The following is a 22,362-nucleotide window of genomic DNA, read 5'->3' on the forward strand; positions in this document are numbered from 1 at the left end:
TGCAAGGATGAATAAACCGCGGCACAGAACTGACAAACGCATACAAAATTCCCGTTTTACGGGGATCAGCGTAGCGGCAAAGTCCGGGGCCTGCAACGGGACAAGACCATGAAATCACAGCGGATGCTGGGGCGCACTCTCGGGCAAGGCCAAGCCGCCGGGAACGTCAGCCAATTCAGTTGCAAACCTCAGGCCGCGTGGACTTCTGCCCCGGTCTTGGTGAACACAACGCGCTTGCCATCATGCAATTCACGACGATACAGGCCACGCAGGAAATGCATCGCATCTGAATGGCCGGAGGCGGCAAAACGGCTGGGTGAGCGGACGCGCAGCGCATTGTCAAACCCACGTGCGGCATGCGCCCACAGCATCGGGTGCAGTTCAACCAGATGCTCCAGCACGATCCACTGCGCAGTTTCGGCGATCTGGGCGCGGACGTAATCGGCCTCGTCATTGCCGGTTTGCGTGGCCCCCATCGTGTTGGCGCAATAGGCCAGCAACAGGTTGACGGTGTGCTGGTCATTTGAATGACGCAGGACATCGCGCAGCCCCTCCTGGAAAAACGTCAGATCAACCTGCGCACAGGCGGTCACGTCGCTCGAAATGGCGTCGAACATGGTCCACGCATAGCCCCCGGCGCCCCAGATGTCGTAGGTGCGCCCGGCGGTGCGGCGGGCCTCAAGCTCAAGCTGGTCATAGGTGCCGTTCCAGCGCGGGAGCATCTGGGCACCAAAGGTGCGGTAGGCCTGTGCGTTCTTGGGATCGAGTTCGATCCAGGTTTCGAAACGGCGCGCGACCTGGCGCGTGGTTTCGGTGCGCCCGGCGCACAGCGCACATTGCGCCGCCGCGACCAGCGGCGAGATCGAGTGCGGCGGCGTCAAAATCCGACAGAATGCTGGCGGCCCGGTCGAAATGCGCGCTGAACGCTTCGAGGTTGCGGGCTGGCACATCGATCTTCCACGCCGTGCCGCGCCAGGCCCAGCCAAGATCGACATGGGCCAGAGCGACAATGGACGCAAGAATGGGGTTTTCGGGATGTTCGGACAGCACATGTTCCAGCGCCTCGATCCCGGCCATCAAGGGCGCGTCATGCGCGGGACGCCCATTCATCAGGGCGTGTTCGGCGGCGCTGACCACATCGTTGCGCGCCCCGAAGGCGAGGATTTCGGCCACGGGCATACCGCCCGGCGTCTTCACCCGCCCTGCATCGGCCTGCACGATTTCATCGGTCAGCTTTTCCCAATCCTCAAGGCGGGCCAGTTTCTGGCCGCGCATCTGATGCACGTCGCGTGCGCGTTCTTCGGCGGTGGGATCAGGACAGGGGATCGTCAGGTTGTTCGGAGGCGACTGGCTGGCCGTGTGCCGGATCGGCTGCGGCGCTTTCAACGGCTGCATCACACCATCATGCGCCATCTCCATCTTTTGGGGTTTGAATTTCCCGCGGATATGCGCGATCGGCGCAAAAATACGTTCTGCCAGGGCCATGATACTTCCAAACTGATTACCGGGAAACAGATGCCAGCAGATTGGGTCACAAACGGGGCAGGGGCGGGACATGTTCGGGCAGCTTTGGTGATGATTTCGAGCAGGTTTTGGGGTGGGTTTCTACAATCCTGCCTTTTTCGGTGGATTGTTGCGCGGTTTCGGTCAGAATCCGCCTGAAAACGCCCGGCGCTGGACAGGTGACGATGGGCACGCGCATACTGCGCGGCATGTTTTGGAATGGCCCCCTTTGGATGATCTGTGCGGCAGCGGCGACGCTGATCCTGCCGATCAGTGCGCACGCCGATGCGCAAACCGTGACGGCGCCCGTTCCGGCGATACAATCTGACGTAGAAACAAGCACTTCCGTGCCAGACCCGGCCATCGCGGTGGTCCGCCCCCAGATGCGCGAGCGCAATGTGTCCGCCACCCGCTGGACCCATCAGCCCGGACATATGGTGTGGAACCGGGCCGCGTTGAGCGCCCTGAAAACCCATGGCAGTGCTTTGGTCGACATGGTGCCCGGCGACATCGGGTCGTGGTGCCCCCTTTACCCGGATGCGACGCAGGCGCAGCGCCGCGCCTTCTGGCTTGGGTTCATGTCGGCGCTGGCCAAGTATGAAAGCACCTACAGGCCCACGGCGGTCGGTGGTGGCGGGCGCTGGTACGGGCTTTTGCAGATCCTTCCGGCCACGGCACGCGGCTATCAGTGCAATGTGGGCACCGGTGCCGCCCTCAAGAACGGGGCGGCGAACCTGAGCTGTGCCGTGCGCATCATGGCCGAAACTGTCCCCCGCGACGGTGTGATCTATGCACCCGGCGGGCGCGGCGTGGCTGCGGACTGGGGGCCGATGCGATCACGCGCCAAGCGGGCCGACATGGCTGGGTGGCTCAAGCGCCAGCGCTATTGCATGCCGGTTGCCACAACGCGCCCCGCATTGCGCCCTGTTCGGATCGCCGCAGACTGAGGCCTTCGTCGCGGTCAAGGCCGCTTTGATCAGGGCGCAGCGATGCTGGCGGTGATTTGATCCCAGACTTCTGGATAGGTCAGCAGCAGCAGATGACCATGCCCCTCGATCAGATGCAGGTCTGCACCCGGCAGGGTGTTCACGAACCGCGCTGTGATGCGGGGAGGAAAGACCGGATCGACCGCACCGTGATAGTAGTCAAGCTGCGCGCCTGTCAGAGCCGCAGCGTTGCGGTTCTGCCATTGCCGGAGATCGCGGGTGTGCCGCCGCCCGAGGCCGCGGCTCGGCAAGGTGATCCGATCATCATTGGCCGCCACCAGAGCGTCGGCGGCCTGCGCCACTTGCGGATCGGTTTCGGCATCCGGGCCGTAGGCGAGGCGGCGGTAGTATTCCAGCCAGACAGTGCGCGGCTTGAGGCTGCCCGAGCGCGCGGCCGCCGCCACAGTCCCCGCCGCCCCGCGCATCCCGGCCAGCAGCGGTTGCGGCGCGGGCAGGGCCGTCGAGATGGCGTGCACACGTACGTCCGTTTCAGGCGTGGTCTGGCGAATGGCCTTGGCCGCCTCAACTGCGATCACGGCCCCGGTTGAATGGCCGACGAGGTCGACCCGGTCGAGCCGCTGCTGCTGCACCAGCGTCGCGATGCGCTTTGCTGCGCGGTCGATATCGACCCACTCGGCCTCGGGGCGACCGTCATATCCCGGCAGGCGGTAGTAGGCGACGGCGCGCTGGCGCGTCGCAACAGCACCGAGCGGGAGAGCACGCGGATCGAGGTCAACGCGCCGGGGATGCCGATCACCGCACTGCTGGCGCGCGCCATCGCCCGTTCGTCATAGAGCAGGGGGTCAGATGCATCCGGTTGCTGTGGCACAGCGCAGGCCGCAAGCAGGCCCATCAGCAGGAAGGCCGCGATATGCCTCATCCGACAAGAGAAAAGTGATGGCGTTTGACCTTGATGCCGCGCGCGGTGAGTTCCTGTTCGAATGTCTCTGCATCCGGGGTGCTTTCGAGCGGCAGGCGCACCTTGCGGCCCGTAACCAGCACGGCACTGGCGCGCACCGAAAAGTCGAGGCGGGTGTCAAGGCGCATGTGGCTGATCTTGTCCCATGTGATCTGTCCGGTGCGTTTGCCCGCAAACCAGTGCAGCCCGTCGGAGGCCAGCCGCACGCCAGCGCGGCGCGCGGCGATCAGATCGTAAAGGGCAGGGGCCGTGCACAGGCCGATCAGCCCCGCAAGCCAACGAGAGGCGTCAATAAACACCACCGCCGCGATGATCGCCGCCCAGACCCCGAGCAACGCGATCAGCGTTTTGCGGTTTCTGCCGCTGGTCTCGAAGGCATATGGCGTCATGTCCCGCTCAACGCCCGCCGGTGACATCCAGTGTGGAGCCTGTGACATAGCTTGCCTCGGGCGAGGCCAGCCAGAGGATGGCGCGGGCGACTTCCTCGGCCGAGCCTTCGCGTTTCATCGGAACCATGTGCGCAAGGCGCTGGGCGCGACCGGGCTGGCCCCCTTGGCATGGATGGCGGTGTCGATCAGGCCGGGGCGGATCGACATCACACGGATATTGTCGCCCGCCACCTCATCCGACAGCCCCTTGGTGAAACAGTCAATCGCGGCTTTGGACGCGGCGTAGTCGACATATTGATTGCCTGATCCAGGTCGCGCGGCGGCGGAGGAGATGTTGATGATCGCGCCGCCGTCGCCCTGATCCTGCATGCGGATCACCGCCTCTTTCGCGACCAGCATGGCGCCGATCACGTTGACATTCATCATCCGGGTCAGGCGCGCGTGATCGATGTCGGTCAGTCTGGCGGATTGATCGACGATGCCTGCATTGTTGATCAGCACATCGAGGCGGCCAAAGCTGTCATCGACCGTCTTGTAGATGGCTGCGATGTCACCGGGATCAGCGACGTCACCCTGAGCAAGCACCGCCCGCCCGCCTGCGGCCTCGATATCCGCCTTGACCGTTTCTGCCGCATCGGTGTTGCTGCGGTAGTTCAGCACGAAATCATATGTGTTGGCACCCAGGCGCGCGCAGGCCGCGCCGATTCCTGTGGAGGCACCTGTGATCAGGCAGATGGGGCGTTGGGTCATGTCGGTGATGCCTTTTGAATTCAGTGTTGTGTCTGTGGCGTGGTGTAGATGTGATAGCCATCCAGATCGCCTTTGCCCACTGCAGCGCCCGTGTGGCGCAGGGTGGCATAGCCGAGGGTCAGGTGAAACTGCGCATTGGGCAGGCCGAACAGCAGGGCATAATCCTGTCCGTTCTGGGTGATCGTCGCCTCGCCCGCAATATCGGTGATCTCGCGATGGGCCGCATCATCGAAATCGGACCGTTTCACAGTATCGAGCAGAAACGTCATGTCTTCGGCCAGTGCGACGATCAGGCCCGGGTCGTCGTCAAAGGGCAGGTCGGGAATGTCGCGCCCCACAAGCGGCAGCACCGTGCGCGCCACGAACCCGAGCGCGCAGCAGAAATGTTCGCCCCCGTGAACCCGTCCGGTGCAAGGCGCGCGGACAGGGGGGCGGCGTCGTCAAGGCAGGCGATCAGGCGCGGGACGGCCTTGGTCAGCCGTTTGAGCGGTGGGACGGTGGCGTCAAAAAGGGTCAAGTGCAGGTGCCTTTTGTCGGGTGCGGGAGCGAGGGGCCAGCCCCTCACACTCCCCGGAGTTTATCGGGCGAGATGAAGCCCTGATTGTGGGTGGTCCTCAGGCCTCGCGGATGCGTGTGATCATTTCGGTGGTATCCCTGCTGAGGCCCGGTGTTGCCGCGATCCGCTCAAGTTCCTTGCGGATCATCGATTGGCGGATGGCGTCATAGCGCCGCCATGTCTGGAAGGCAGCACACATGCGCGCGGTGGTCTGCGGGTTCACGGGATCGAGCGTGATCAGCCAGTCGGCCAGCAAGGTATAACCCGACCCGTCCTTGGCATGAAAACCTGCGTGATGCGCGGCAAGTGCGCCGAGGGTGGCGCGGAAGCGGTTGGGGTTTTTCCAGTTGAACCCCTTGTGCCGGGTCAGCGCCTTGGCGGTGTCGGCGGCATCGTCGGGCTTGGCCTCAATCACCTGCAGGCCGAACCATTTGTCCATGACAAGGCGGTCGTCTTTCCACTGCGCCTCGAACCGGGACAGGGCGGCGTCGCCGCGCCCGGCGCGGATCAGGTTGGCCAGCGCGCTGAGTTGCTGGGTCATGTTGTCCGCCGCGTCATACTGCGCCTGCGCCTGATCGCCGCCGTCCTGACGGGTCAGCAGCGACAGCAGCGCATTGCCAAAGGCGCGCATGCCGGATTGCGTGGCATCGGGGGAATAGGGTGCCGTGACCTGATGGGCGGCATAAAGCGCGGGCAGATCATCGCGGATCTGATCGGACAGCGCCTGTTTCAGCGTGTTTACAGCGACCCAGATCGCGTCCGGGTCGGGGATATGTCCGGCGCGCTGCATTTCGGCTGCGAGTTCCGACTGGCCGGGCAGGCCGACCATCAGCGCCTTGTAGGCAGGGTCCAGCGCATCGTCGGAGAGCACTTTGGCAACGCCATTGATCCACGCGGGGTCAGGTGCCGCGCCATTGAGTATCGTGTCCATCAGCGAGGCGCGGGCAAGGCTGCGCCCGGCCTCCCACCGGTTGAACGGGTCCGTGTCGTGGGCCAGCAGGAAGGCGTGATCCGCGTCGTGTTCAAGCACCACGGGTGCGGAAAAGCCGCGCAGGATCGACGGTACCGGTTTGGCGTCCAGCCCGGGGAAAGTGAATGTCTGGCTGGCCTGATCAAGCTCCAGTATCTGCGTTGGCATCACTTCGGACCCGTCCTGAGCCAGCAGGCCCACGGCGATGGGAATGACCAGTGGCTGCGGGTCAGGCGTTGTGGCCGAGGGCGGTGTGTTCTGAGTAAACTCAAGCGTGTATGTGCCCGCCTCAAAGCCATCACTTGCCTTGACGTGTGGCGTACCGGCCTGCCCGTACCAACGCTTGAACTGGGTCAGATCGCGGCCCGTGGCATCCTGAAACACGCCCAGCCAATCCTCGATCGTGCAGGCCTGTCCGTCGTGCCGATCGAAGTAGAGATCGAGTGCCTTTGAATAAGCCGCATCACCGACAAGCGTCTTGAGCATCGCGATGACTTCGGCCCCTTTTTCATAGACGGTTGCGGTGTAAAAGTTGTTGATCTCCTGAAAGCTTTCGGGGCGCACCGGGTGCGCGAGCGGACCTTGATCTTCGGGGAACTGGCGCGCACGCAAATCGATCACGTCGCTGATCCGCTTGACCGGTTCAGAGCGCATGTCGGCGGTGAACTGGCTGTCGCGGAAGACGGTCAGCCCTTCTTTCAGACACAGCTGGAACCAGTCGCGGCAGGTGATCCGGTTGCCCGTCCAGTTGTGGAAATACTCGTGCGCGATGATCGCCTCGATCCGCTCGAAATTGCCGTCGGTCGAGGTTTCGGGCGAGGCGAGCACGGCGGAGGCGTTGAAGATGTTCAGCCCCTTGTTTTCCATCGCGCCCATGTTGAAATCGTCCACGGCTACGATGTTGAACACATCGAGGTCGTAGGCGCGGCCATAGATGTCTTCGTCCCATTTCATCGAGATCCTTGAGCGCCTGCATCCCAAAGGCGCATTTGCCCTCGTCACCCGGGCGGACATAGAGGGCCAGGTCGACCTTGCGCCCCTCTATCGTGGTGAAGCTGTCGCGATGGGCGATGAGTTCGCCTGCCACCAATGCGAACAGATAGGCGGGCTTGGGCCACGGATCATGCCATTCGGCCCAGCCATCGCCCGCCGCAACCGGGTTGCCGTTGGATAGGAGTGTGCCGTGCGGGCCGTTGATGCGCACGGTGAATGTGCTCATGACGTCTGGGCGGTCGGGGTAGTAGGTGATCTTGCGAAAGCCCTCGGCCTCGCACTGGGTGCAATACATTCCGTTGGACAAATACAGCCCCTCAAGCGCTGTGTTTGCCTCTGGATCGATCTGAACCTCGGCCTCAAAAGTGAAGGCCATGTCCGGTACGTCACAGGTCAGCCCCTGATCGGTGAGGGTCGGCTTGATCGCCTCGCCGTCGATCTTGGCAGAGATCAGGGTCAGGTCCTCGCCATGCAGGAAAAAGCTGCCGTTCGTGACGGATTTGTCCGGCACAAAGCGGATGCGCGACGTCACCCGCGTGGCGGACGGGGCCAGATCAAAGGTCAGGTGCACATCCTGCACGTCAAAGCCGAACGGCGCGTAATCCTTGAGGTAAATCGTTTGGGGAGACGCATCGCGCATGTACCGGCAACCTTTTGTGGGAACTTTTGTGCTGTCGTCACGTTAGTGGTGTGACCCGCACGCTTCAAGCGATGTCCGCGTTTCGTGGGCAAGGGGCGCAACAGGGCGCGCATCTGGCCGCCCGGCGCAGGAAATACGGTCTGTTCGATCCGCGTGCGGAGAGGGCAAGGCCGAACGGAAAGGAACTGATATGTCGTCGACCGACACAAGTATTGAAAAGCAGACCAAACGCCATCGCCCGGCCTTGGTCGGGATCGGTGTCGCGGTCATTTCGGTGATCGTGGTGATCGTTGCCTTGGCCAATTTCGGGTTTGGACCGGGTATCGACGAGGCGAGCAGCGGTGAGCCTGCCGACGAATCCATGCCGATGGTGTCTGAGTAAGGCGTTTGGCTTTTGCTGCGCCGGATGATGGCAGGATGCAGCACGCCGATCAGATTCGAAGTTATCGTGAAGGCTGGACCATTTGGTCCGGCCTTTTTCTGTTCGCGATAAAGTATGTCGGCGGCGTGGCGGTATTCACCCGTTTCTCAACCTGTAACGCACGTCTCTTTTTGACTGTTGAGCGACCGCACTTACCTCCTCACTCATGACAACGGTTCTTTGGTTCAAACGCGATCTGCGCGTCGGCGATCATGCGGCACTGGCGCGCGCGGCGGTGCTTGGGGACGTTGTGCCGCTTTATGTGTTTGAGCCGGATTATTGGGCGCAACCGGATGTCTCCGGGCGCCAATGTGCCTTTGTGAAGGAAAGCGTGGCAGAGCTGTCTGATGCCTTGGCCGCATTGGGTGCGCCGCTGGTGGTGCGCGTGGGTCGGATCACAGATGTGCTCGACAGCTTGCCAAATGTCGTCACCCTGATCAGCCATGAAGAGACGGGCGGCGATTGGACCTACGCTCGTGACCGTGATGTCGCTGAATGGTGTCGGGCCAACGGGGTGATGTGGCAGGAACTGGCGCAATCGGGCGTTGTGCGCCGATTGAACGGACGTGACGGATGGGCGAAGCAACGCAACGCGTTCCTGCGCCGCGCACCGTGCGATGTGCCCGAGGCTCTGAGCGGCCCAACCCTCGCCAGTGACCCGGTGCCTGATGATCTGACCCCCACGATCCTTGCCCTGAGCGTCAAATCGGCGGGCGAGGTGCGGGGCTGGATCTGCTCGACAGTTTTCTCAACACCCGAGGGCAAACCTATCGGCGCGACATGTCCTCGCCCGTGACCGGAGAGATCGCCTGTTCGCGCCTGTCCCCTTATCTTGCGTTCGGCTGTTTGTCGGTGCGTGAAGTGTCGCGGGCCACGGCGGATCGCCAGCGCGAGGTCAAGGGCACGCGCGCAGGCTGGGGCGGGTCGCTCAAATCCTTTCAGGCGCGCCTCGCGTGGCGCGATCATTTCACCCAAAAGCTGGAGGATGAGCCGCGCCTCGAATTTCACTGTATGCACTCGGCCTATGAGGGGCTGCGCCCCGCTGTCCCGGATGCAGCACGGCTGGCGGCGTGGCAGACCGGAGAGACGGGCATACCCTTCGTCGATGCCTGTGTGCGCTATCTGGCGGCAACAGGCTGGATGAATTTTCGCATGCGCTCGATGCTGATGGCGGTCGCCTCTTATCACCTCTGGCTCGACTGGCGCAGTACCGGGCTGCATCTGGCGCGGCAGTTCACGGATTTCGAACCTGGCATTCACTGGCCGCAGGTTCAGATGCAGTCGGGCACGACAGGCATGAACACGGTGCGCATTTATAACCCGGTGAAACAGGGCAGGGATCAGGACCCGACGGCCGCCTTTACCCGGCGCTGGTGTCCGGAGCTGGCGCAGGTGCCGGATACGCATCTGCAAAGCCCGTGGAGCTGGGAGGGGGCCGGATCGCTGTTGGGGCGCACATATCCCGAACCCATCGTCGATGTGGCTGATGCGGCACGTCGCGCGCGCGAACGGGTGTGGGCCGTGCGTAGGGGCGATGCCTTTCGCAGCGAGGCGCGCGCGGTGATCGACAAGCATGCCAGCCGCAAGGACAGCGCGGGCCACTTCGTGAATGACCGCGCCCCGAAACGGCGCAAGGCACGCGCGGTGGATGACCGGCAGGCGGGGTTTGATTTCTGACATGGGGCGTATGCGCAAAAAGTCCGATCTGCCGGAAAAGATGTGCCCGGTCTGCGCCCGCCCGTTCACGTGGCGCAAGAAGTGGGAAAAGGTCTGGGACGAGGTCAAATACTGCTCTGCGCGGTGCCGCCGCGCGGCGCGCGGGTGAGCGGATGTAGGTGAAACGCGCCGCTCAGGTGATCGTTTGGTGCGTGTGATCCTGCGCTGAACACTACCGATCTGGGGGGAGATTTGATCCCATCGGCCATTTTGGTAAAATTATTTGACCAATGCTGTTTACGATAGGAAACTTTTTCTCTAATCGTCACTGCGACTCGCACACCAAGGTCAGGAGAGCATGCAATGGCGACATATGTGGAACGGGCGGAACTGCGCGTGGCGGACACGCTGGCAGAGTTTATCGAAACGCAGGCGCTGCCGGGAACGGGCGTCGCATCGGCAGACTTCTGGGCCGGGTTTTCCGCACTGGTCCATGATCTGGGCCCCAAGAACCGCGCCCTGATCGCCGAACGCGAAGAGATTCAGGCCAAGATCGATGCATGGCACGTGACCAACCGCGCGTCTGGTCATAATGCAGAGGCCTATACGGCGTTCCTGCAGGAAATCGGGTATCTGGTGCCGGAAGGCCCGGATTTCGAGATCGAGACGGCCAATGTAGACCCCGAAATCGCCAACACCCCCGGTGCACAACTGGTGGTCCCGATCACCAACGCCCGCTTTGCGCTCAACGCGGCCAATGCACGCTGGGGCAGCCTTTACGATGCCCTTTATGGCACCGACGCGCTGGGCGATCTGCCGACCGGCAAAGGGTATGACGCAGCGCGTGGCGCGCGTGTCATTGCATGGGCCAAGGCATTTCTGGACGAGGCCGTTCCACTGGTCGATGCCAGTTGGGCGGACGTGGATCATCTGGGTGTCGACGCCAACGCCCTTGTGCTTCGGATCGGCGACCGGACGGTAATCCTCGCGGACCCGGCGCAATTTGCGGGCTCCGCCAAGTCAGATGACTGGGGCATGTTCCTTTTCAAAAACAACGGCCTGGGGATCGAAGTTCTTGTGAACCGCGACAACCAGATCGGCAGAACGGACGCCGCCGGGATTGCCACAGTCAACCTGGAGTCCGCGCTGTCCACGATCATGGACTGCGAAGATTCAGTCGCCGCAGTCGATGCGGAAGACAAGGTGCTGGCCTATTCAAACTGGCTGGGTCTGATGAAGGGTGACCTGCAGGAGACATTCCAGAAGGGCGGCAAGGACGTCACCCGCAAAATGCACGACGATTTCACCTATACTGGCCCTGATGGTGCCCCCGTGGTCGTCAAGTGCCGCAGCCTGATGCTGGTGCGCAATGTCGGGCACCTGATGACCAACCCGTCCATTTTGGACCGTGAGGGCATCGAAGTGGGCGAGGGGCTGATGGATGCGATGGTGACCACGCTGATCGCCATGCATGATCTGAAAAAGACCGAAGGCCTGCGCAACTCGGTCACCGGATCGGTCTATGTGGTAAAACCCAAGATGCACGGGCCCGCCGAAGTCGCGTTCTCGGACGAGATTTTCACCCGCGTCGAAAAGGTGCTGGGCCTGCCTGCCAACACGGTCAAGCTGGGCATCATGGACGAGGAACGCCGCACGAGCGCAAACCTCAAGGAATGCATACGCGCCGCGAAATCCCGCGTCGCCTTCATCAATACGGGCTTCCTTGATCGCACGGGCGATGAAATCCACACCTCGATGGAGGCGGGACCGATGGTGCCCAAGGGCGAGATGAAGGGGGCGGCTTGGATTGCCGCTTATGAAGATCGCAACGTCGACATCGGTCTGGCCTGCGGTCTCAAGGGGCGCGCGCAGATCGGTAAGGGGATGTGGGCGATGCCTGACCTCATGGCCGACATGCTGGAGGCCAAAATCGGTCACCCACAATCCGGTGCAACCTGTGCATGGGTGCCGTCGCCCACGGCGGCGACGCTGCATGCCACGCATTATCACAAGGTGGACGTGCTGGCGCGTCAGGACGAGATCAAGGCAGGCGGTGCGCGCGGCAAACTGGAAGATTTGCTGACCATCCCCGTGGCTGTGGGCCGCAATTTCTCAGATGCGGAAATCACCCGCGAACTGGAAAACAATGCCCAGGGCATTCTGGGCTATGTCGTTCGCTGGGTCGATCAGGGGGTGGGCTGTTCCAAGGTGCCCGACATCAACGATGTCGCCTTGATGGAAGACCGCGCCACCTGCCGCATCAGCGCGCAGGCGATGGCGAACTGGCTGCACCATGGTGTCGTCAGCGAGGATCAGGTGATGGCCGCGATGAAGAAAATGGCCGAAGTGGTGGACCGCCAGAACGCAGGTGATTCCTCTTACACACCGATGTCGCCTGGGTTTGACGGGATCGCCTTTCAGGCGGCCTGTGATCTGGTGATCCTGGGGCGCGTGCAGCCGTCGGGCTATACGGAACCTGTTCTGCATGCCCGCCGTCTGGAGTTCAAGGCGGCCTGAGATGCACATTGCGGGCGTGGGAGCGAGGGGGCTGTCTGCCTCCCTCGCGCGCGCCCGAGGATTTTTGAAATCAGAGAAGGGACGGGCGCAAGACGCGCCGTTCCGGCAAGGAGACGGACAATGGGAATTTCACTGGATCAGGCGCGCACGATGATTGCCGCCACGCTGGAAACGGGGCGCGAGATGGGGCTCAAGCCCCTGTCAGTCGTGGTTTTGGATGCAGGCGGGCATGTGCAGGCGTTCGAGCGTGAAGACGGCGCGGCCCCGGGGCGTTTCGCCATCGCCCACGGCAAGGCATACGGGTCCATCATGCTGGGCATGGCGGGCAGCGCGCAGATGGCACGGGCCGAAGCGCAGGCCTATTTCATGGGGGCCGTGAACGGCGTGTTCGGCGGTCAGGTTGTGCCGGTGCCCGGTGGCGTGCTGATCCGCGATGGGTCGGGCAGTGTGATCGGCGCGCTTGGCGTGACGGGTGATACGTCCGACAATGACGCGGTTGCCGCGCAGGCAGGCGTCGAAGCGGTAGGCCTTGTGGCTGAAATCTAGGCACGGTTCCATCTGCGGCTTTGCGCACAGTGATCTGCGCGCGGGGTCGGACTATGCGGGCGCGCGCATCACGGCTATATGACTGTGACGCGCGCGATTTAACGAGGACAGCATGGCCCGCCCCATCATTGGCATCATCTCGAACCAACATACGATCAACGACGAATACGTTGTACAGGCCGCCGGAGAGATCAACATCTCGGCCGTGGCCGATGTCGCCGAGGGATTGCCGCTTCTGGTGCCTGCCGACCCGGACAAGGTGCACCTGTCCGACCTGCTCGAAAACTGTGCGGGCTTTGTCTTTACCGGCGGGCGCGCGAATGTGCATCCCGAGGAATATGGCGAGGCCGAGACGCCCGCCCATGGCACCTTTGATCGCAATCGTGACCGTATCACGCTGCCCCTCATCCGGGCGCTTGTGGAGCGGGGTCAGCCCCTGCTCGGCATCTGCCGGGGTTTTCAGGAGGTGAATGTTGCGATGGGTGGCACGCTGTATCCCGAGATCCGCGATCTGCCGGGCCGCGACAATCACCGCATGCCGCCGGATGGCACGCTGGAGGAAAAATTCGCGCTGCGCCACAATGTCGAGTTTTCCGAAGGGGGCGTGTTTCATCAGTTGATGGGCGCGCAATCAGTGTTGACCAACACGCTGCACGGGCAGGGGATCAAGACACCCGGCCCCCGCGTGGTGGTTGACGGTCATGCGCCCGATGGCACGGCCGAGGCCGTCTATATCGATGGCGCGCCGGGCTTTACCCTGTCTGTGCAATGGCACCCGGAATGGAATGCCAAGGCCGACCCGGTGTCGCGCCCCTTGTTCGAGGCCTTCGGTGCGGCGTGCCGTGATTGGGCGGATGGGCAGCGCGCACGTCCGATGCTGCGCAGCGCGTGAGTCTCTGCACCGTTTAACGCTGCATTAACCACGCGCGGTCTAGCGTTTTGGCATGCCACGTTATGTTCGCTCATCTCTGCCCGGTCACACTTACTTCTTTACGCTGCGCGCGGCGCGGCGGGGGATGACCTGTTTGTCCGCCAGATCGAGGCGCTGCGTCAGGCCACCCGCAAGACCCGCGCCGCCTTTCCGTTCGAGATCGACGAGATCGTGGTGCTGCCGGACGTGATCCACACGCTTTGGACGCTGCCGCCGGGCGATGCGGACTTTTCGCGGCGCATCCGCATGCTCAAAAGTGTCTTTTCCCGCAGCGTGCCAGCGCCGCAGGATGTTGGGGCGCAGCGATTGCGGCCCGGGGAAAAGGGGCTGTGGCAGCGGCGGTTCTGGGAACACGCGATCCGGGACAGCGACGATCTGGCCGCCCATCGCCATATGATCCTGTGCGCGCCTGTGCAGGCGGGTCTGGTGAACCGCCCCGAACAGTGGCCGCATTCGTCGATCCATCGCGCGATTGCGCGCGGCACCTATGTGCCGGATCAGCGGGTGGGTGCCGCATACCGCCCCGTGCGTGTCGGGCGCAGGACACCTGTGCCTTACGGAATTGCGGCGCAGTAAGGCGCAGGTGCCCTGCGTCCTGTCGCGCTATTGATCGCGGTTGGCGTTTCTGTATCCATGTGCCTGACCCCGTTGCGAGGCAGCGCATGAAAGACCTGATCGACATTCCCCCCGTCTGGCTCGTGCTCGCGATCATCGCGGCTTGGTGGCAGGCGCGGCTGTTGCCGTTGGGTCTGTCGCTGGAAGGACCTGTGACGGACGCGCTGGCTGGATTGCTCATCGGGGCAGGGGCCATCCTGATCATCGCCGCGGCCCTCGCCTTTCGGCGCGCGCGCACAACGATCATCCCGCACCAGACGCCTGCGCATCTGATCACCACTGGCATCTTCGCCCGCTCGCGCAATCCCATCTACCTTGGCGATGCGTTGATCCTGACAGGCCTGATCCTGCGCTTTGACGCGGTGCTGTCCCTTGTTCTGGTCCCGCTGTTCGTGTGGTGGATCGAGCGTCATTTCATCCTCCCCGAGGAAAAGCGGATGCGCCGCACCTTTCGGGCCGAATTTGCGGCCTACGAACGAAAAGTGCGCCGCTGGCTGTAACCCTTTGTGATTATTGCTTGGGTGACGGGGCTGCCCCGCTTGTATCTCGGTACGGGTAACGGTACTTGGACGCATGGGTGGTGCATGCCGCCTGTCCGCGCGGCCTGCCAGCCGCTAGATGTCTGCCACGACTGCCAAAGGAGCGCTCCGCATGAAGATCGGAACACCAAAAGAAACCTTTGCCGGAGAGCGCCGGGTCGCCATGACGCCGGACAGCGCCACAGCCCTGCAAAAGCTGGGCCATACATGCGTGATCGAAACCGGTGCGGGGCTTGAGGCGGGCTTTGCCGACGCCGCCTATAAGGACGCGGGCGTCGAGGTGGTCAAAACCGGTGCCGCTCTTTGGAAGGCCGCCGATGTGGTTGCCAAGGTGCGCGCGCCAGACGCCACAGAGATGAAGCGCCTGCGCGAAGGGCAGACCCTGATTTCTTTCTTCAGCCCCGTCGCGGACGAGGCCAAGATGGGTCAGGCCGCCGAAAAAGGCGCGACCGTCATCGCGATGGAAATGATCCCGCGCATCAGCCGCGCCCAGAAGATGGATGCGCTGTCGTCCATGGCCAATATCGCGGGCTACCGTGCGGTCATCGAGGCGGGCAACAACTTTGGTCGCTTTTTCACCGGTCAGATCACCGCTGCGGGCAAGGTGCCCCCGGCCAAGGTGCTGGTTGTGGGGGCAGGTGTGGCTGGTTTGGCCGCTATCGGCACATCGACCAGCCTGGGCGCAATCACTTACGCCTTTGACGTGCGCCCCGAAGTGGCCGAACAGGTTGAATCCATGGGCGCTGAATTCGTCTATCTCGACTTTGAGGAAGAACAGCAGGACGGGTCGTCTTCGGGCGGCTATGCCTCTGTTTCCAGTCCTGAATTCCGCGAAGCACAGCTGGCCAAGTTCCGCGAACTGGCCCCCGACATCGACATCGTCATCACCACCGCCCTGATCCCCAACCGCGAAGCACCTGAATTGTGGACCGAAGACATGGTCAAGGCGATGAAGCCCGGATCGGTTATCGTGGACCTCGCGGCGGAAAAGGGCGGCAACTGCAAGCTGACCGTCGCGGATGAAAAGATCGTCACCGACAACGGCGTCACGATCATCGGCTACACCGATTTCCCAAGCCGGATGGCAACGCAGGCCTCAAGCCTTTATGCGACCAACATTCGCCACCTGATGACGGACCTGACGCCGGACAAAGACGGCAAGATCAATCACAACATGGAAGATGACGTGATCCGCGGGGCGACGATCGCCCACGCCAAGGAAGTCACCTTTCCGCCTCCACCTCCCAAGGTGGCAGCCATCGCGGCGGCCCCGAAAAAGGAAAAGGCCAAAGAGCTGACGGCCGCCGAAAAACGCGATCTGGAAACAGCCGCGTTCAAGGCGCAGACCCGCAATCAGGTCACGTTGTTGGGGGCGGGTGCGGCCCTCGTGCTGGGGGTCGGGTTGATCCCGGGCATGCCCGCCAGCTTCATGCAACACTTCATCGTGTTTGTGCTGAGCGTCTTCATCGGTTTCCAGGTGATCTGGAACGTCGCCCATAGCCTGCATACACCGCTGATGGCGGTCACGAACGCGATTTCGTCGATCATCATTCTGGGGGCGCTGATCCAGGTCGGATCGTCCAGCGCGCTGATCACATTGCTTGGCGGCCTGGGGATATTCATGGCTGCGGTCAATATCTTCGGTGGCTTCCTCGTGACACGGCGCATGCTCGCCATGTTCCAGAAATCTTAAAGAACGGGGCAGGGAATATGGAAAACGCATTCACCATCGCGGCCTATGTGGTCGCTGCCATCCTTTTCATCCTTTCGCTGGGCGGCCTTTCGGGACAGGAAAGCGCCAAGCGGGCCGTGTGGTACGGCATCGTCGGCATGGCGATTGCCGTTCTGGCGACGCTTGTTGGGCCCGGGTCGGGCTTGTGGTTTGCATCACTGGTGCTGATCGCGGGCGGCGCGGCAGTGGGTTATCAACTCGCCACCAAGGTCGAGATGACCCAGATGCCCGAACTTGTCGCCATCATGCACAGCCTTGTGGGTCTGGCGGCGGTCTTTGTGGGGTTTAACGCCGATCTGATGATCAATTACGTCAACGACATCTACACGACCGAGGGCCTTGTGATGGGTGCCGTGGGCGATGATGGTCTGACCGCGATCGGCCTGCCAAAAGAGATCTATGAGGGCCTGTCGGCCTTTGGCCAGCTCATCGCCAAGAAATCCAGCGTCGAGATTGGTATCCTGCGCGTCGAACTGGTGCTGGGCATCTGGATCGGTGCCGTGACATTCACGGGCTCTGTCATTGCCTATGGCAAACTCGCAGGCTCGTCCTCGAAACTGCCATTCGAAATCGACACGAGTGCAAAGAAACTGCCCGGCGGTCACCTGTTGAACGCGGGGGCCGCAGCGCTGTCGGTTCTGCTGCTCATCCTGTACCTCAGCGGCTCGGGTTCCTGGGCGCTGGTGCTGCTGACACTGGCGGGCCTCTTCATCGGCTATCACCTGATCATGGGAATTGGTGGCGCGGACATGCCGGTCGTTGTGTCCATGCTGAACAGCTATTCCGGCTGGGCAGCGGCGGCCATCGGCTTCTCCCTCGGCAATGATCTGTTGATCGTTGTGGGCGCGCTGGTCGGCTCTTCCGGTGCGATCCTGTCCTACATCATGTGCAAGGCGATGAACCGGTCCTTCGTGTCGGTGATCCTTGGCGGCTTTGGCGGCCCGGCGGGCGAGCAGATGGCCGTGGAAGGCGAACAGATCGCCATCGAAGCGGACGGCGTCGCAACCGCGCTGAACGAGGCCGACAGCATCGTGATCATCCCCGGCTATGGCATGGCGGTGGCGCAAGCCCAGCAGGGCGTGGCCGAGTTGACGCGCAAACTGCGCGCAGCAGGCAAGACCGTGCGGTTCGCGATCCACCCGGTTGCGGGGCGTTTGCCGGGGCACATGAACGTGCTTCTGGCCGAGGCCAAGGTGCCCTACGACATCGTGCTGGAGATGGACGAGATCAACGACGATTTCCCGGATACCGATGTGGCCATCGTGATCGGGTCGAACGACATCGTGAACCCGGCCGCACAGGACGATCCCAACAGCCCCATCGCGGGGATGCCGGTGCTGGAATGCTGGAAGGCCAAGCAGGTGTTCGTGTCCAAACGCGGGCAAGGGACCGGTTATTCCGGGATCGAGAACCCGCTGTTCTTCAAGGACAACACGCGGATGTTCTACGGCGACGCCAAGGCGTCCATCGACAAGCTGCTGCCATTGATTGACTGACGCAGCGCTGGGTTGACCGGCGGGACATACCAAGAAACACCGCCCCGCACGGGCGGTGTTTTTTTGCCACGTGTCGCAGCGCGCGTGTCCGTCCACTGCACGGTGCAGGCCACATTGTGCGGGCAGCGGGAAGCCCCTGAATTTCCAACAGCTTTTTCACCGGGATGACGCCATGCGTAGCAACTTCCAAGGGGCCTGAGGGGGCTCAACTGCCCATTGCATACCGTTGCATTCTGTTAACACACTGAAAAACCATCAAAAAATGGTTTGCTTTGAACGGGTTTCGGATTATTTCACACCCAAAGAAGTCGGAGCAGTCATGTCCCCTGTCGAAGATCACCCGCTGCGCTATCAATTGGCGAACGAATTGCACGCGCGGCCCTTCCCGTCGATGAAAGCGCCCTGTGCCGCCGCCTATGTTGCCTTCAAGCAGCCCGAGATGGCTGCAAACCGCGACCGTCAGGCCGACATCGACCATCTGCACAAGCTGCTGGACCGGCACGGCGCGCAGCATCCCCAACCCGGTGCGACGCATTACTACGGGCAGGTGGGTCGCTATTGGCTGAAATGGGAACAGCACACCGAATTCGTGACCTACACGATCTTTTCCGAAGGGATCGAGGAACGCCCGTTCGATCCGCGCGCATTCGATCCCTTCCCGCAGGACTGGCTGGCCCAGGCACCCGGACAGCGCGTGACATCAATCCTGATACGTGTCGAACCGCGCGTGCCCGCCGATCAGATCAACGCCCGGTTGCGCGACTGGTTCGTACCAGAAAGCCTTGCCGTGAGTGCAGTGCTGGAAGACGCCGCGATCATGGCCGGTGATTTCCGCATCGACCAGAACGGTCACATGCGCTTTGCCCTGTTTGCGTCCGAAAAGACGGGGCAGCGCCGGATGGGGCGGATCGTGCAGCGCCTGTGCGAGATCGAGACCTACAAGTCCATGTCGATGCTGGGGTTTGCCCGTGTCCGTGGGCTTGGCGCGCAACTGGGCGCGCTTGACACGCGCCTGACCGAACTGGTCGAAAGCATGTCTGACGAAACCTCCAAGGCCGAGGACACGCTGCATTCGCTGCTGGAGATTTCAGCCGAGCTGGAGACTCTTTCGGCGCAAAGCTCGTTCCGTTTTGGGGCGACCTGGGCTTATGAGGCCATCGTGAACGAACGCATCGCTGCCTTGCGCGAAGAACGCTATGAGGGTCGCCAGACGTTCCGTGAATTCATGGTGCGCCGCTATCAGCCCGCCATGCGCACGGTACGCTCCGCCCAGGACCGGCTGGATGCGATGAGCGCGCGGGGTGTGCGTGCGGCGAACCTGCTGCGGACGCGGGTAGACGTCGAACGCTCGGCCCAGAACCAGACCCTGCTGGAAAGCATGGACAAACGCGCCGACCTGCAACTGCGTCTGCAGCGCACGGTCGAGGGGCTGTCGGTGGTGGCGATCAGCTATTACGCGGTGTCGCTGGCGTCCTACCTGCTCTACCCGCTCGAAGCGCCCACGGGGCTGAGCAAGGGGCTGCTGACGGCCTTGATCACAGTGCCTGTCGTGCTGCTGGTCTGGGCGGCCGTGCGCCGCTTGCGGCGGGCGGTGGAGAAGTAGGGGCGGGGTACGGTGTGCCCGTCTTGCAGGGTCGCTGTGAGCCCGGAGTGACGATACGCACCGGGTCTGCTAAACCTCTCGCACATGCAGCATCAGGAGCCCGTTGAGATTTGCCAAAGATCACAGATCGCGATTGGACGAAACACGCCGGCGAAACCAACCCATTTTCGGGACAGAATGATGGCCCCTATGAGGAAATGCCCCTTGGGGACCTCGTTGGCTTGTCTCAGTTTGGGGCGCATTTGGAGCGCCTCCCTCCTGGTTCCAGATCGTCTCATCGCCATTGGCACGAAACCGAAGATGAGTTGATCTATCTGATTTCAGGAGAACTTGTCCTGATAGAGAACGAAGAAACCATGCTCAAACCGGGTGACGCGGCGGGGTGGAAGGCAGGCGAGCCGGTTGCTCATTGCCTTGAGAACCGCTCAAGCGCCGATGCCGTGATGTTGGTTGTTGGAACACGTTCTGTCGACGGCGTGGTTCATTACCCAGATCATGACGTGATCATGCGTCACGGCAAGAACGGTAGAACGTTCACCCGCGCGGACGGATCGGCAATAGACACCCAAATTTGAAGGTCAGCTTTACCCCGCAAAGCTGGCGTCCCATCAAAGCGCAGAACTGCCCCTCACCGCCCCCTGATCCGCGGATCGAGCGCATCGCGCAGGCCATCGCCAAGGTAGTTCACCCCCAGCACCGTCAGCGAAATCAGCAGGCCGGGCAGGACGACGCGTTCGGGATACTCCTCCATCCGCTGCACGGAATCCGCAAGCAGCTTGCCCCATGTGGGGAAGTCCGACGGGAACCCGACGCCAAGGAAGGACAGCGCGCTTTCAGTGATGATCGCGGTGGCCAGACCCAGCGTCGCCGACACCATAATGGGCGAGATCACGTTGGGCAGCAAATGCCGCAAGATGATCGAGCCGGACGTGGTGCCGATCGAACGGGCGGCCAGGATGAACTCACGCTCTTTCAACGCCAGTATGTCGCCGCGCACGATGCGCGCAGTCTGCATCCAACTGGTCAGGCCAATCACCCCGACGATCAGGATGAACATGCCTCCCTCGGGGCCGAAATTCGCCCTGAGCGGCTGGCGAAACAGCGTCACAGCCACCAGCAGCAGCGGCAGGATCGGCAGCGACAGGACAAGGTCGGTGAAGCGCATCAGCCAGAAGTCGGCTTTCTTGAAGTAGCCCGAAATTACGCCGACGGCAGTGCCGATGAGCAAGGCAAGGATCATGGCGGCCCAGCCCACGGCCATGGACGCGCGGCCCCCTGCGATCAGGTTGGCAAGGATATCGCGCCCCAGATTGTCGGTGCCCAACGGGTTGCCCCAGCTAACATTTGCAGTGCTGTCCCAGATGGCGGTGTAGATCGGGCGCAGATCGCGGTTGCGGATGTCCAGCGCCTGTGGATCGACGGCCCAGACCCATGGGCCAACCAGCACGGCCAGCGTGATAAACACAAGGAACCCGCCGCCGAACAACGCGCCCTTATGGTGCTTGAACTGGTCCCAGACGTCTTTCCACTGACTGCGCGGGGCCTTGGGCGGCTCCTTGTCCTGCAGGGCGGCATAGGGGTCGATGGCTTGATCAGTCATAGCGGATCCTCGGGTCCAGCACGCCGTAGAGCACGTCAGCGACGAGGTTGAAGAGCACGATCAGGATCGCGAAGATAAAGGTGAGCGTCATCACCATCGGGATGTCATTGGCGAACAGGGCGGTCAGCAGCAACTGTCCGATCCCGTTCACCTTGAACACGTTTTCGGTAATGATCGCGCCGCCAAAGATCGCCGGTATACCCAGCGCGATGACTGTGATCACCGGGATCATCGAATTGCGCAGCACGTGCTGCATGACCACGACCCCTTCGCGCAGGCCCTTGGCCCGGGCGGTGCGGACATAGTCCTGCCCCAGATTGTCGAGCATGCTTGAGCGCATGTAGCGCGAGATTTGCGCAGTCGTCTGCAAGGCCAGCACCATCACCGGCATGACCATCTGCATGAACTGCACTTTGAAGCTGGCCCAGTCCGTCACCACATGCGTGGTGTCATAGATGGAGGGCAGCCAGCCCAGTTGCACCGAAAAGATCACGATCAGCAAAGGGCCGGTGAAGAAGGGCGGGATCGAGAAACCGATCATCGTGATGAAAGTGCCGGACTGGTCAAAGACCGAATACTGCTTGTAGGCCGAATAGATGCCGATGGGCAGGGCGATGAGGATCCCCACGACATAGGACAGGCCAACGACCCAAAGGGTCTGGGGAATGCGCTGCACCACGATGTCCATCACCGGGCTGCGGGTCTGCCACGAGATGACGCGCAGCTTACCTTCGGAGAAAGTCGTGCCGAACCAGTGATCGATCAGCACCTGCGGTTCGATCCAGAAGAACTGCACGATCCATTTCCAGTACTGGATGTGGATCGGCTGACCAAGGCCGAGCGCCTCGCGCATCTTTTCCTTGACCTCGGGCGGGACGGTCAGGGGCACCTGCGCCATCGGGTCGCCAGGGGCCAGTTGCAACAGCAGGAATATGACAAGGCTGATGAACAAAAGCGTCGGGATCGACAGGATCAACCGGCGGATTGTGAAAGTCAGCAT

Annotated in this window: 24 protein-coding genes and 1 pseudogene; 15 read left to right on the forward strand and 10 right to left on the reverse strand. The window is 62.3% G+C overall.

Going from position 1 to position 22,362, the window contains the following annotated elements; genetic code table 11:
- Positions 1-188 precede the first annotated feature (188 nt).
- A complete protein-coding gene (locus ACERZ8_RS13110) occupies positions 189-722 on the reverse strand; it encodes a hypothetical protein (protein WP_407592621.1) in 534 nt (177 codons plus the stop codon).
- Positions 694-1,485 (reverse strand): hypothetical protein, encoded by a 792-nt coding sequence (locus ACERZ8_RS13115; protein WP_407592622.1) that lies wholly within the window; start codon positions 1,483-1,485, stop codon positions 694-696. The genes ACERZ8_RS13110 and ACERZ8_RS13115 overlap by 29 nt, the downstream gene beginning before the upstream one ends.
- Before the next feature lie 203 nt (positions 1,486-1,688).
- Here ACERZ8_RS13115 and ACERZ8_RS13120 point away from each other — a divergent pair, with 203 nt between their 5' ends.
- Complete coding sequence (locus tag ACERZ8_RS13120; RefSeq protein WP_407592623.1) at positions 1,689-2,450, forward strand: transglycosylase SLT domain-containing protein; 762 nt, start codon at positions 1,689-1,691, stop codon at positions 2,448-2,450.
- A gap of 29 nt (positions 2,451-2,479) precedes the next feature.
- Here the strand turns inward: ACERZ8_RS13120 and ACERZ8_RS13125 are convergent, their stop codons facing one another.
- On the reverse strand, positions 2,480-3,154 hold the full coding sequence (locus ACERZ8_RS13125; RefSeq protein ID WP_407594267.1) for an alpha/beta fold hydrolase: 675 nt from the start codon (positions 3,152-3,154) through the stop codon (positions 2,480-2,482).
- On the opposite strand from ACERZ8_RS13125, the gene ACERZ8_RS13130 reads away from it, so the two are divergent.
- The gene (locus tag ACERZ8_RS13130; protein WP_407592624.1) at positions 3,038-3,283 is read left to right on the forward strand and encodes a hypothetical protein; all 246 of its coding nucleotides are present in this window, start codon (positions 3,038-3,040) and stop codon (positions 3,281-3,283) included. The two genes, ACERZ8_RS13125 and ACERZ8_RS13130, sit on opposite strands and share 117 nt — an antisense overlap.
- Before the next feature lie 82 nt (positions 3,284-3,365).
- On the opposite strand, the gene ACERZ8_RS13135 is transcribed toward ACERZ8_RS13130, so the two are convergent.
- The 5 genes and pseudogenes from ACERZ8_RS13135 to pepN form a co-directional block, all read right to left on the reverse strand.
- Entirely contained in the window at positions 3,366-3,797 is a 432-nt protein-coding gene (locus tag ACERZ8_RS13135) for a hypothetical protein (protein ID WP_407592625.1), read from the reverse strand.
- Positions 3,798-3,804: 7 nt separating this feature from the next.
- Positions 3,805-3,915, reverse strand: coding sequence for an SDR family oxidoreductase (locus tag ACERZ8_RS13140; RefSeq protein ID WP_407592626.1), 111 nt, complete (start codon positions 3,913-3,915; stop codon positions 3,805-3,807).
- A complete protein-coding gene (locus ACERZ8_RS13145; protein ID WP_407592627.1) occupies positions 3,912-4,547 on the reverse strand; it encodes an SDR family NAD(P)-dependent oxidoreductase in 636 nt (211 codons plus the stop codon). The genes ACERZ8_RS13140 and ACERZ8_RS13145 overlap by 4 nt, the downstream gene beginning before the upstream one ends.
- Positions 4,548-4,567: 20 nt before the next feature.
- Positions 4,568-4,909 (reverse strand): DUF1993 family protein, encoded by a 342-nt coding sequence (locus ACERZ8_RS13150; protein WP_407592628.1) that lies wholly within the window; start codon positions 4,907-4,909, stop codon positions 4,568-4,570.
- A gap of 252 nt (positions 4,910-5,161) precedes the next feature.
- A pseudogene (gene pepN / locus ACERZ8_RS13155) lies at positions 5,162-7,706 on the reverse strand (aminopeptidase N).
- A gap of 190 nt (positions 7,707-7,896) precedes the next feature.
- Here pepN and ACERZ8_RS13160 point away from each other — a divergent pair.
- The 13 genes from ACERZ8_RS13160 to ACERZ8_RS13220 all read left to right on the forward strand — a co-directional run bounded on the left by ACERZ8_RS13160 (position 7,897) and on the right by ACERZ8_RS13220 (position 20,337).
- A complete protein-coding gene (locus tag ACERZ8_RS13160; RefSeq protein WP_407592629.1) occupies positions 7,897-8,088 on the forward strand; it encodes a hypothetical protein in 192 nt (63 codons plus the stop codon).
- Between the two features lie 205 nt (positions 8,089-8,293).
- Positions 8,294-8,923 (forward strand): deoxyribodipyrimidine photo-lyase, encoded by a 630-nt coding sequence (locus ACERZ8_RS13165; protein WP_407592630.1) that lies wholly within the window; start codon positions 8,294-8,296, stop codon positions 8,921-8,923.
- Complete coding sequence (locus ACERZ8_RS13170; RefSeq protein ID WP_407592631.1) at positions 8,908-9,804, forward strand: FAD-binding domain-containing protein; 897 nt, start codon at positions 8,908-8,910, stop codon at positions 9,802-9,804. Before ACERZ8_RS13165 ends, ACERZ8_RS13170 begins: the two co-directional genes overlap by 16 nt.
- Before the next feature lies 1 nt (position 9,805).
- Positions 9,806-9,952: a DUF2256 domain-containing protein gene (locus tag ACERZ8_RS13175; protein ID WP_407592632.1), complete on the forward strand. Its 147-nt coding sequence runs from the start codon at positions 9,806-9,808 to the stop codon at positions 9,950-9,952.
- Positions 9,953-10,146: 194 nt separating this feature from the next.
- Entirely contained in the window at positions 10,147-12,300 is a 2,154-nt protein-coding gene (locus ACERZ8_RS13180; RefSeq protein ID WP_407592633.1) for a malate synthase G, read from the forward strand.
- A 120-nt stretch (positions 12,301-12,420) separates the two neighbouring features.
- A complete protein-coding gene (locus tag ACERZ8_RS13185; protein WP_407592634.1) occupies positions 12,421-12,846 on the forward strand; it encodes a GlcG/HbpS family heme-binding protein in 426 nt (141 codons plus the stop codon).
- Between the two features lie 112 nt (positions 12,847-12,958).
- Positions 12,959-13,738: a gamma-glutamyl-gamma-aminobutyrate hydrolase family protein gene (locus ACERZ8_RS13190; protein WP_407592635.1), complete on the forward strand. Its 780-nt coding sequence runs from the start codon at positions 12,959-12,961 to the stop codon at positions 13,736-13,738.
- Positions 13,739-13,882: 144 nt separating this feature from the next.
- Positions 13,883-14,353, forward strand: a complete 471-nt coding sequence (locus ACERZ8_RS13195) for an REP-associated tyrosine transposase (RefSeq protein ID WP_407594268.1) — start codon at positions 13,883-13,885, stop codon at positions 14,351-14,353.
- An 86-nt stretch (positions 14,354-14,439) separates the two neighbouring features.
- Positions 14,440-14,892, forward strand: coding sequence for a methyltransferase family protein (locus ACERZ8_RS13200; RefSeq protein WP_407592636.1), 453 nt, complete (start codon positions 14,440-14,442; stop codon positions 14,890-14,892).
- 151 nt (positions 14,893-15,043) lie between these two features.
- On the forward strand, positions 15,044-16,624 hold the full coding sequence (locus tag ACERZ8_RS13205) for a Re/Si-specific NAD(P)(+) transhydrogenase subunit alpha (RefSeq protein ID WP_407592637.1): 1,581 nt from the start codon (positions 15,044-15,046) through the stop codon (positions 16,622-16,624).
- A 17-nt stretch (positions 16,625-16,641) separates the two neighbouring features.
- Positions 16,642-18,159, forward strand: a complete 1,518-nt coding sequence (locus ACERZ8_RS13210; protein WP_407592638.1) for an NAD(P)(+) transhydrogenase (Re/Si-specific) subunit beta — start codon at positions 16,642-16,644, stop codon at positions 18,157-18,159.
- Between the two features lie 319 nt (positions 18,160-18,478).
- Positions 18,479-19,762 (forward strand): DUF3422 family protein, encoded by a 1,284-nt coding sequence (locus ACERZ8_RS13215; protein ID WP_407592639.1) that lies wholly within the window; start codon positions 18,479-18,481, stop codon positions 19,760-19,762.
- Positions 19,763-19,872: 110 nt separating this feature from the next.
- The gene (locus ACERZ8_RS13220; protein WP_407592640.1) at positions 19,873-20,337 is read left to right on the forward strand and encodes a cupin domain-containing protein; all 465 of its coding nucleotides are present in this window, start codon (positions 19,873-19,875) and stop codon (positions 20,335-20,337) included.
- 53 nt (positions 20,338-20,390) lie between these two features.
- On the opposite strand, the gene ACERZ8_RS13225 is transcribed toward ACERZ8_RS13220, so the two are convergent.
- On the reverse strand, positions 20,391-21,362 hold the full coding sequence (locus ACERZ8_RS13225; RefSeq protein WP_407592641.1) for an ABC transporter permease: 972 nt from the start codon (positions 21,360-21,362) through the stop codon (positions 20,391-20,393).
- Positions 21,355-22,362 carry an ABC transporter permease gene (locus ACERZ8_RS13230; protein WP_407592642.1) on the reverse strand — a complete coding sequence of 336 codons (1,008 nt, stop codon included), beginning with the start codon at positions 22,360-22,362 and terminating at the stop codon, positions 21,355-21,357. Before ACERZ8_RS13230 ends, ACERZ8_RS13225 begins: the two co-directional genes overlap by 8 nt.

Source organism: Tateyamaria armeniaca, assembly GCF_045797845.1.
GTDB lineage: Bacteria > Pseudomonadota > Alphaproteobacteria > Rhodobacterales > Rhodobacteraceae > Tateyamaria > Tateyamaria armeniaca.

Coding starts and splice junctions, on each gene's coding strand:
- ACERZ8_RS13110 (WP_407592621.1), bottom strand. CDS start 722: ATGCTCCCGCGCTGGAACGGCACCTATGACCAGCTTGAGCTTGAGGCC.
- ACERZ8_RS13115 (WP_407592622.1), bottom strand. CDS start 1,485: ATGGCCCTGGCAGAACGTATTTTTGCGCCGATCGCGCATATCCGCGGG.
- ACERZ8_RS13120 (WP_407592623.1), top strand. CDS start 1,689: ATGGGCACGCGCATACTGCGCGGCATGTTTTGGAATGGCCCCCTTTGG.
- ACERZ8_RS13130 (WP_407592624.1), top strand. CDS start 3,038: ATGGCCGACGAGGTCGACCCGGTCGAGCCGCTGCTGCTGCACCAGCGT.
- ACERZ8_RS13135 (WP_407592625.1), bottom strand. CDS start 3,797: ATGACGCCATATGCCTTCGAGACCAGCGGCAGAAACCGCAAAACGCTG.
- ACERZ8_RS13140 (WP_407592626.1), bottom strand. CDS start 3,915: ATGAAACGCGAAGGCTCGGCCGAGGAAGTCGCCCGCGCCATCCTCTGG.
- ACERZ8_RS13145 (WP_407592627.1), bottom strand. CDS start 4,547: ATGACCCAACGCCCCATCTGCCTGATCACAGGTGCCTCCACAGGAATC.
- ACERZ8_RS13160 (WP_407592629.1), top strand. CDS start 7,897: ATGTCGTCGACCGACACAAGTATTGAAAAGCAGACCAAACGCCATCGC.
- ACERZ8_RS13165 (WP_407592630.1), top strand. CDS start 8,294: ATGACAACGGTTCTTTGGTTCAAACGCGATCTGCGCGTCGGCGATCAT.
- ACERZ8_RS13170 (WP_407592631.1), top strand. CDS start 8,908: ATGTCCTCGCCCGTGACCGGAGAGATCGCCTGTTCGCGCCTGTCCCCT.
- ACERZ8_RS13175 (WP_407592632.1), top strand. CDS start 9,806: ATGGGGCGTATGCGCAAAAAGTCCGATCTGCCGGAAAAGATGTGCCCG.
- ACERZ8_RS13180 (WP_407592633.1), top strand. CDS start 10,147: ATGGCGACATATGTGGAACGGGCGGAACTGCGCGTGGCGGACACGCTG.
- ACERZ8_RS13185 (WP_407592634.1), top strand. CDS start 12,421: ATGGGAATTTCACTGGATCAGGCGCGCACGATGATTGCCGCCACGCTG.
- ACERZ8_RS13190 (WP_407592635.1), top strand. CDS start 12,959: ATGGCCCGCCCCATCATTGGCATCATCTCGAACCAACATACGATCAAC.
- ACERZ8_RS13200 (WP_407592636.1), top strand. CDS start 14,440: ATGAAAGACCTGATCGACATTCCCCCCGTCTGGCTCGTGCTCGCGATC.
- ACERZ8_RS13205 (WP_407592637.1), top strand. CDS start 15,044: ATGAAGATCGGAACACCAAAAGAAACCTTTGCCGGAGAGCGCCGGGTC.
- ACERZ8_RS13210 (WP_407592638.1), top strand. CDS start 16,642: ATGGAAAACGCATTCACCATCGCGGCCTATGTGGTCGCTGCCATCCTT.
- ACERZ8_RS13215 (WP_407592639.1), top strand. CDS start 18,479: ATGTCCCCTGTCGAAGATCACCCGCTGCGCTATCAATTGGCGAACGAA.
- ACERZ8_RS13225 (WP_407592641.1), bottom strand. CDS start 21,362: ATGACTGATCAAGCCATCGACCCCTATGCCGCCCTGCAGGACAAGGAG.
- ACERZ8_RS13230 (WP_407592642.1), bottom strand. CDS start 22,362: ATGCTGACTTTCACAATCCGCCGGTTGATCCTGTCGATCCCGACGCTT.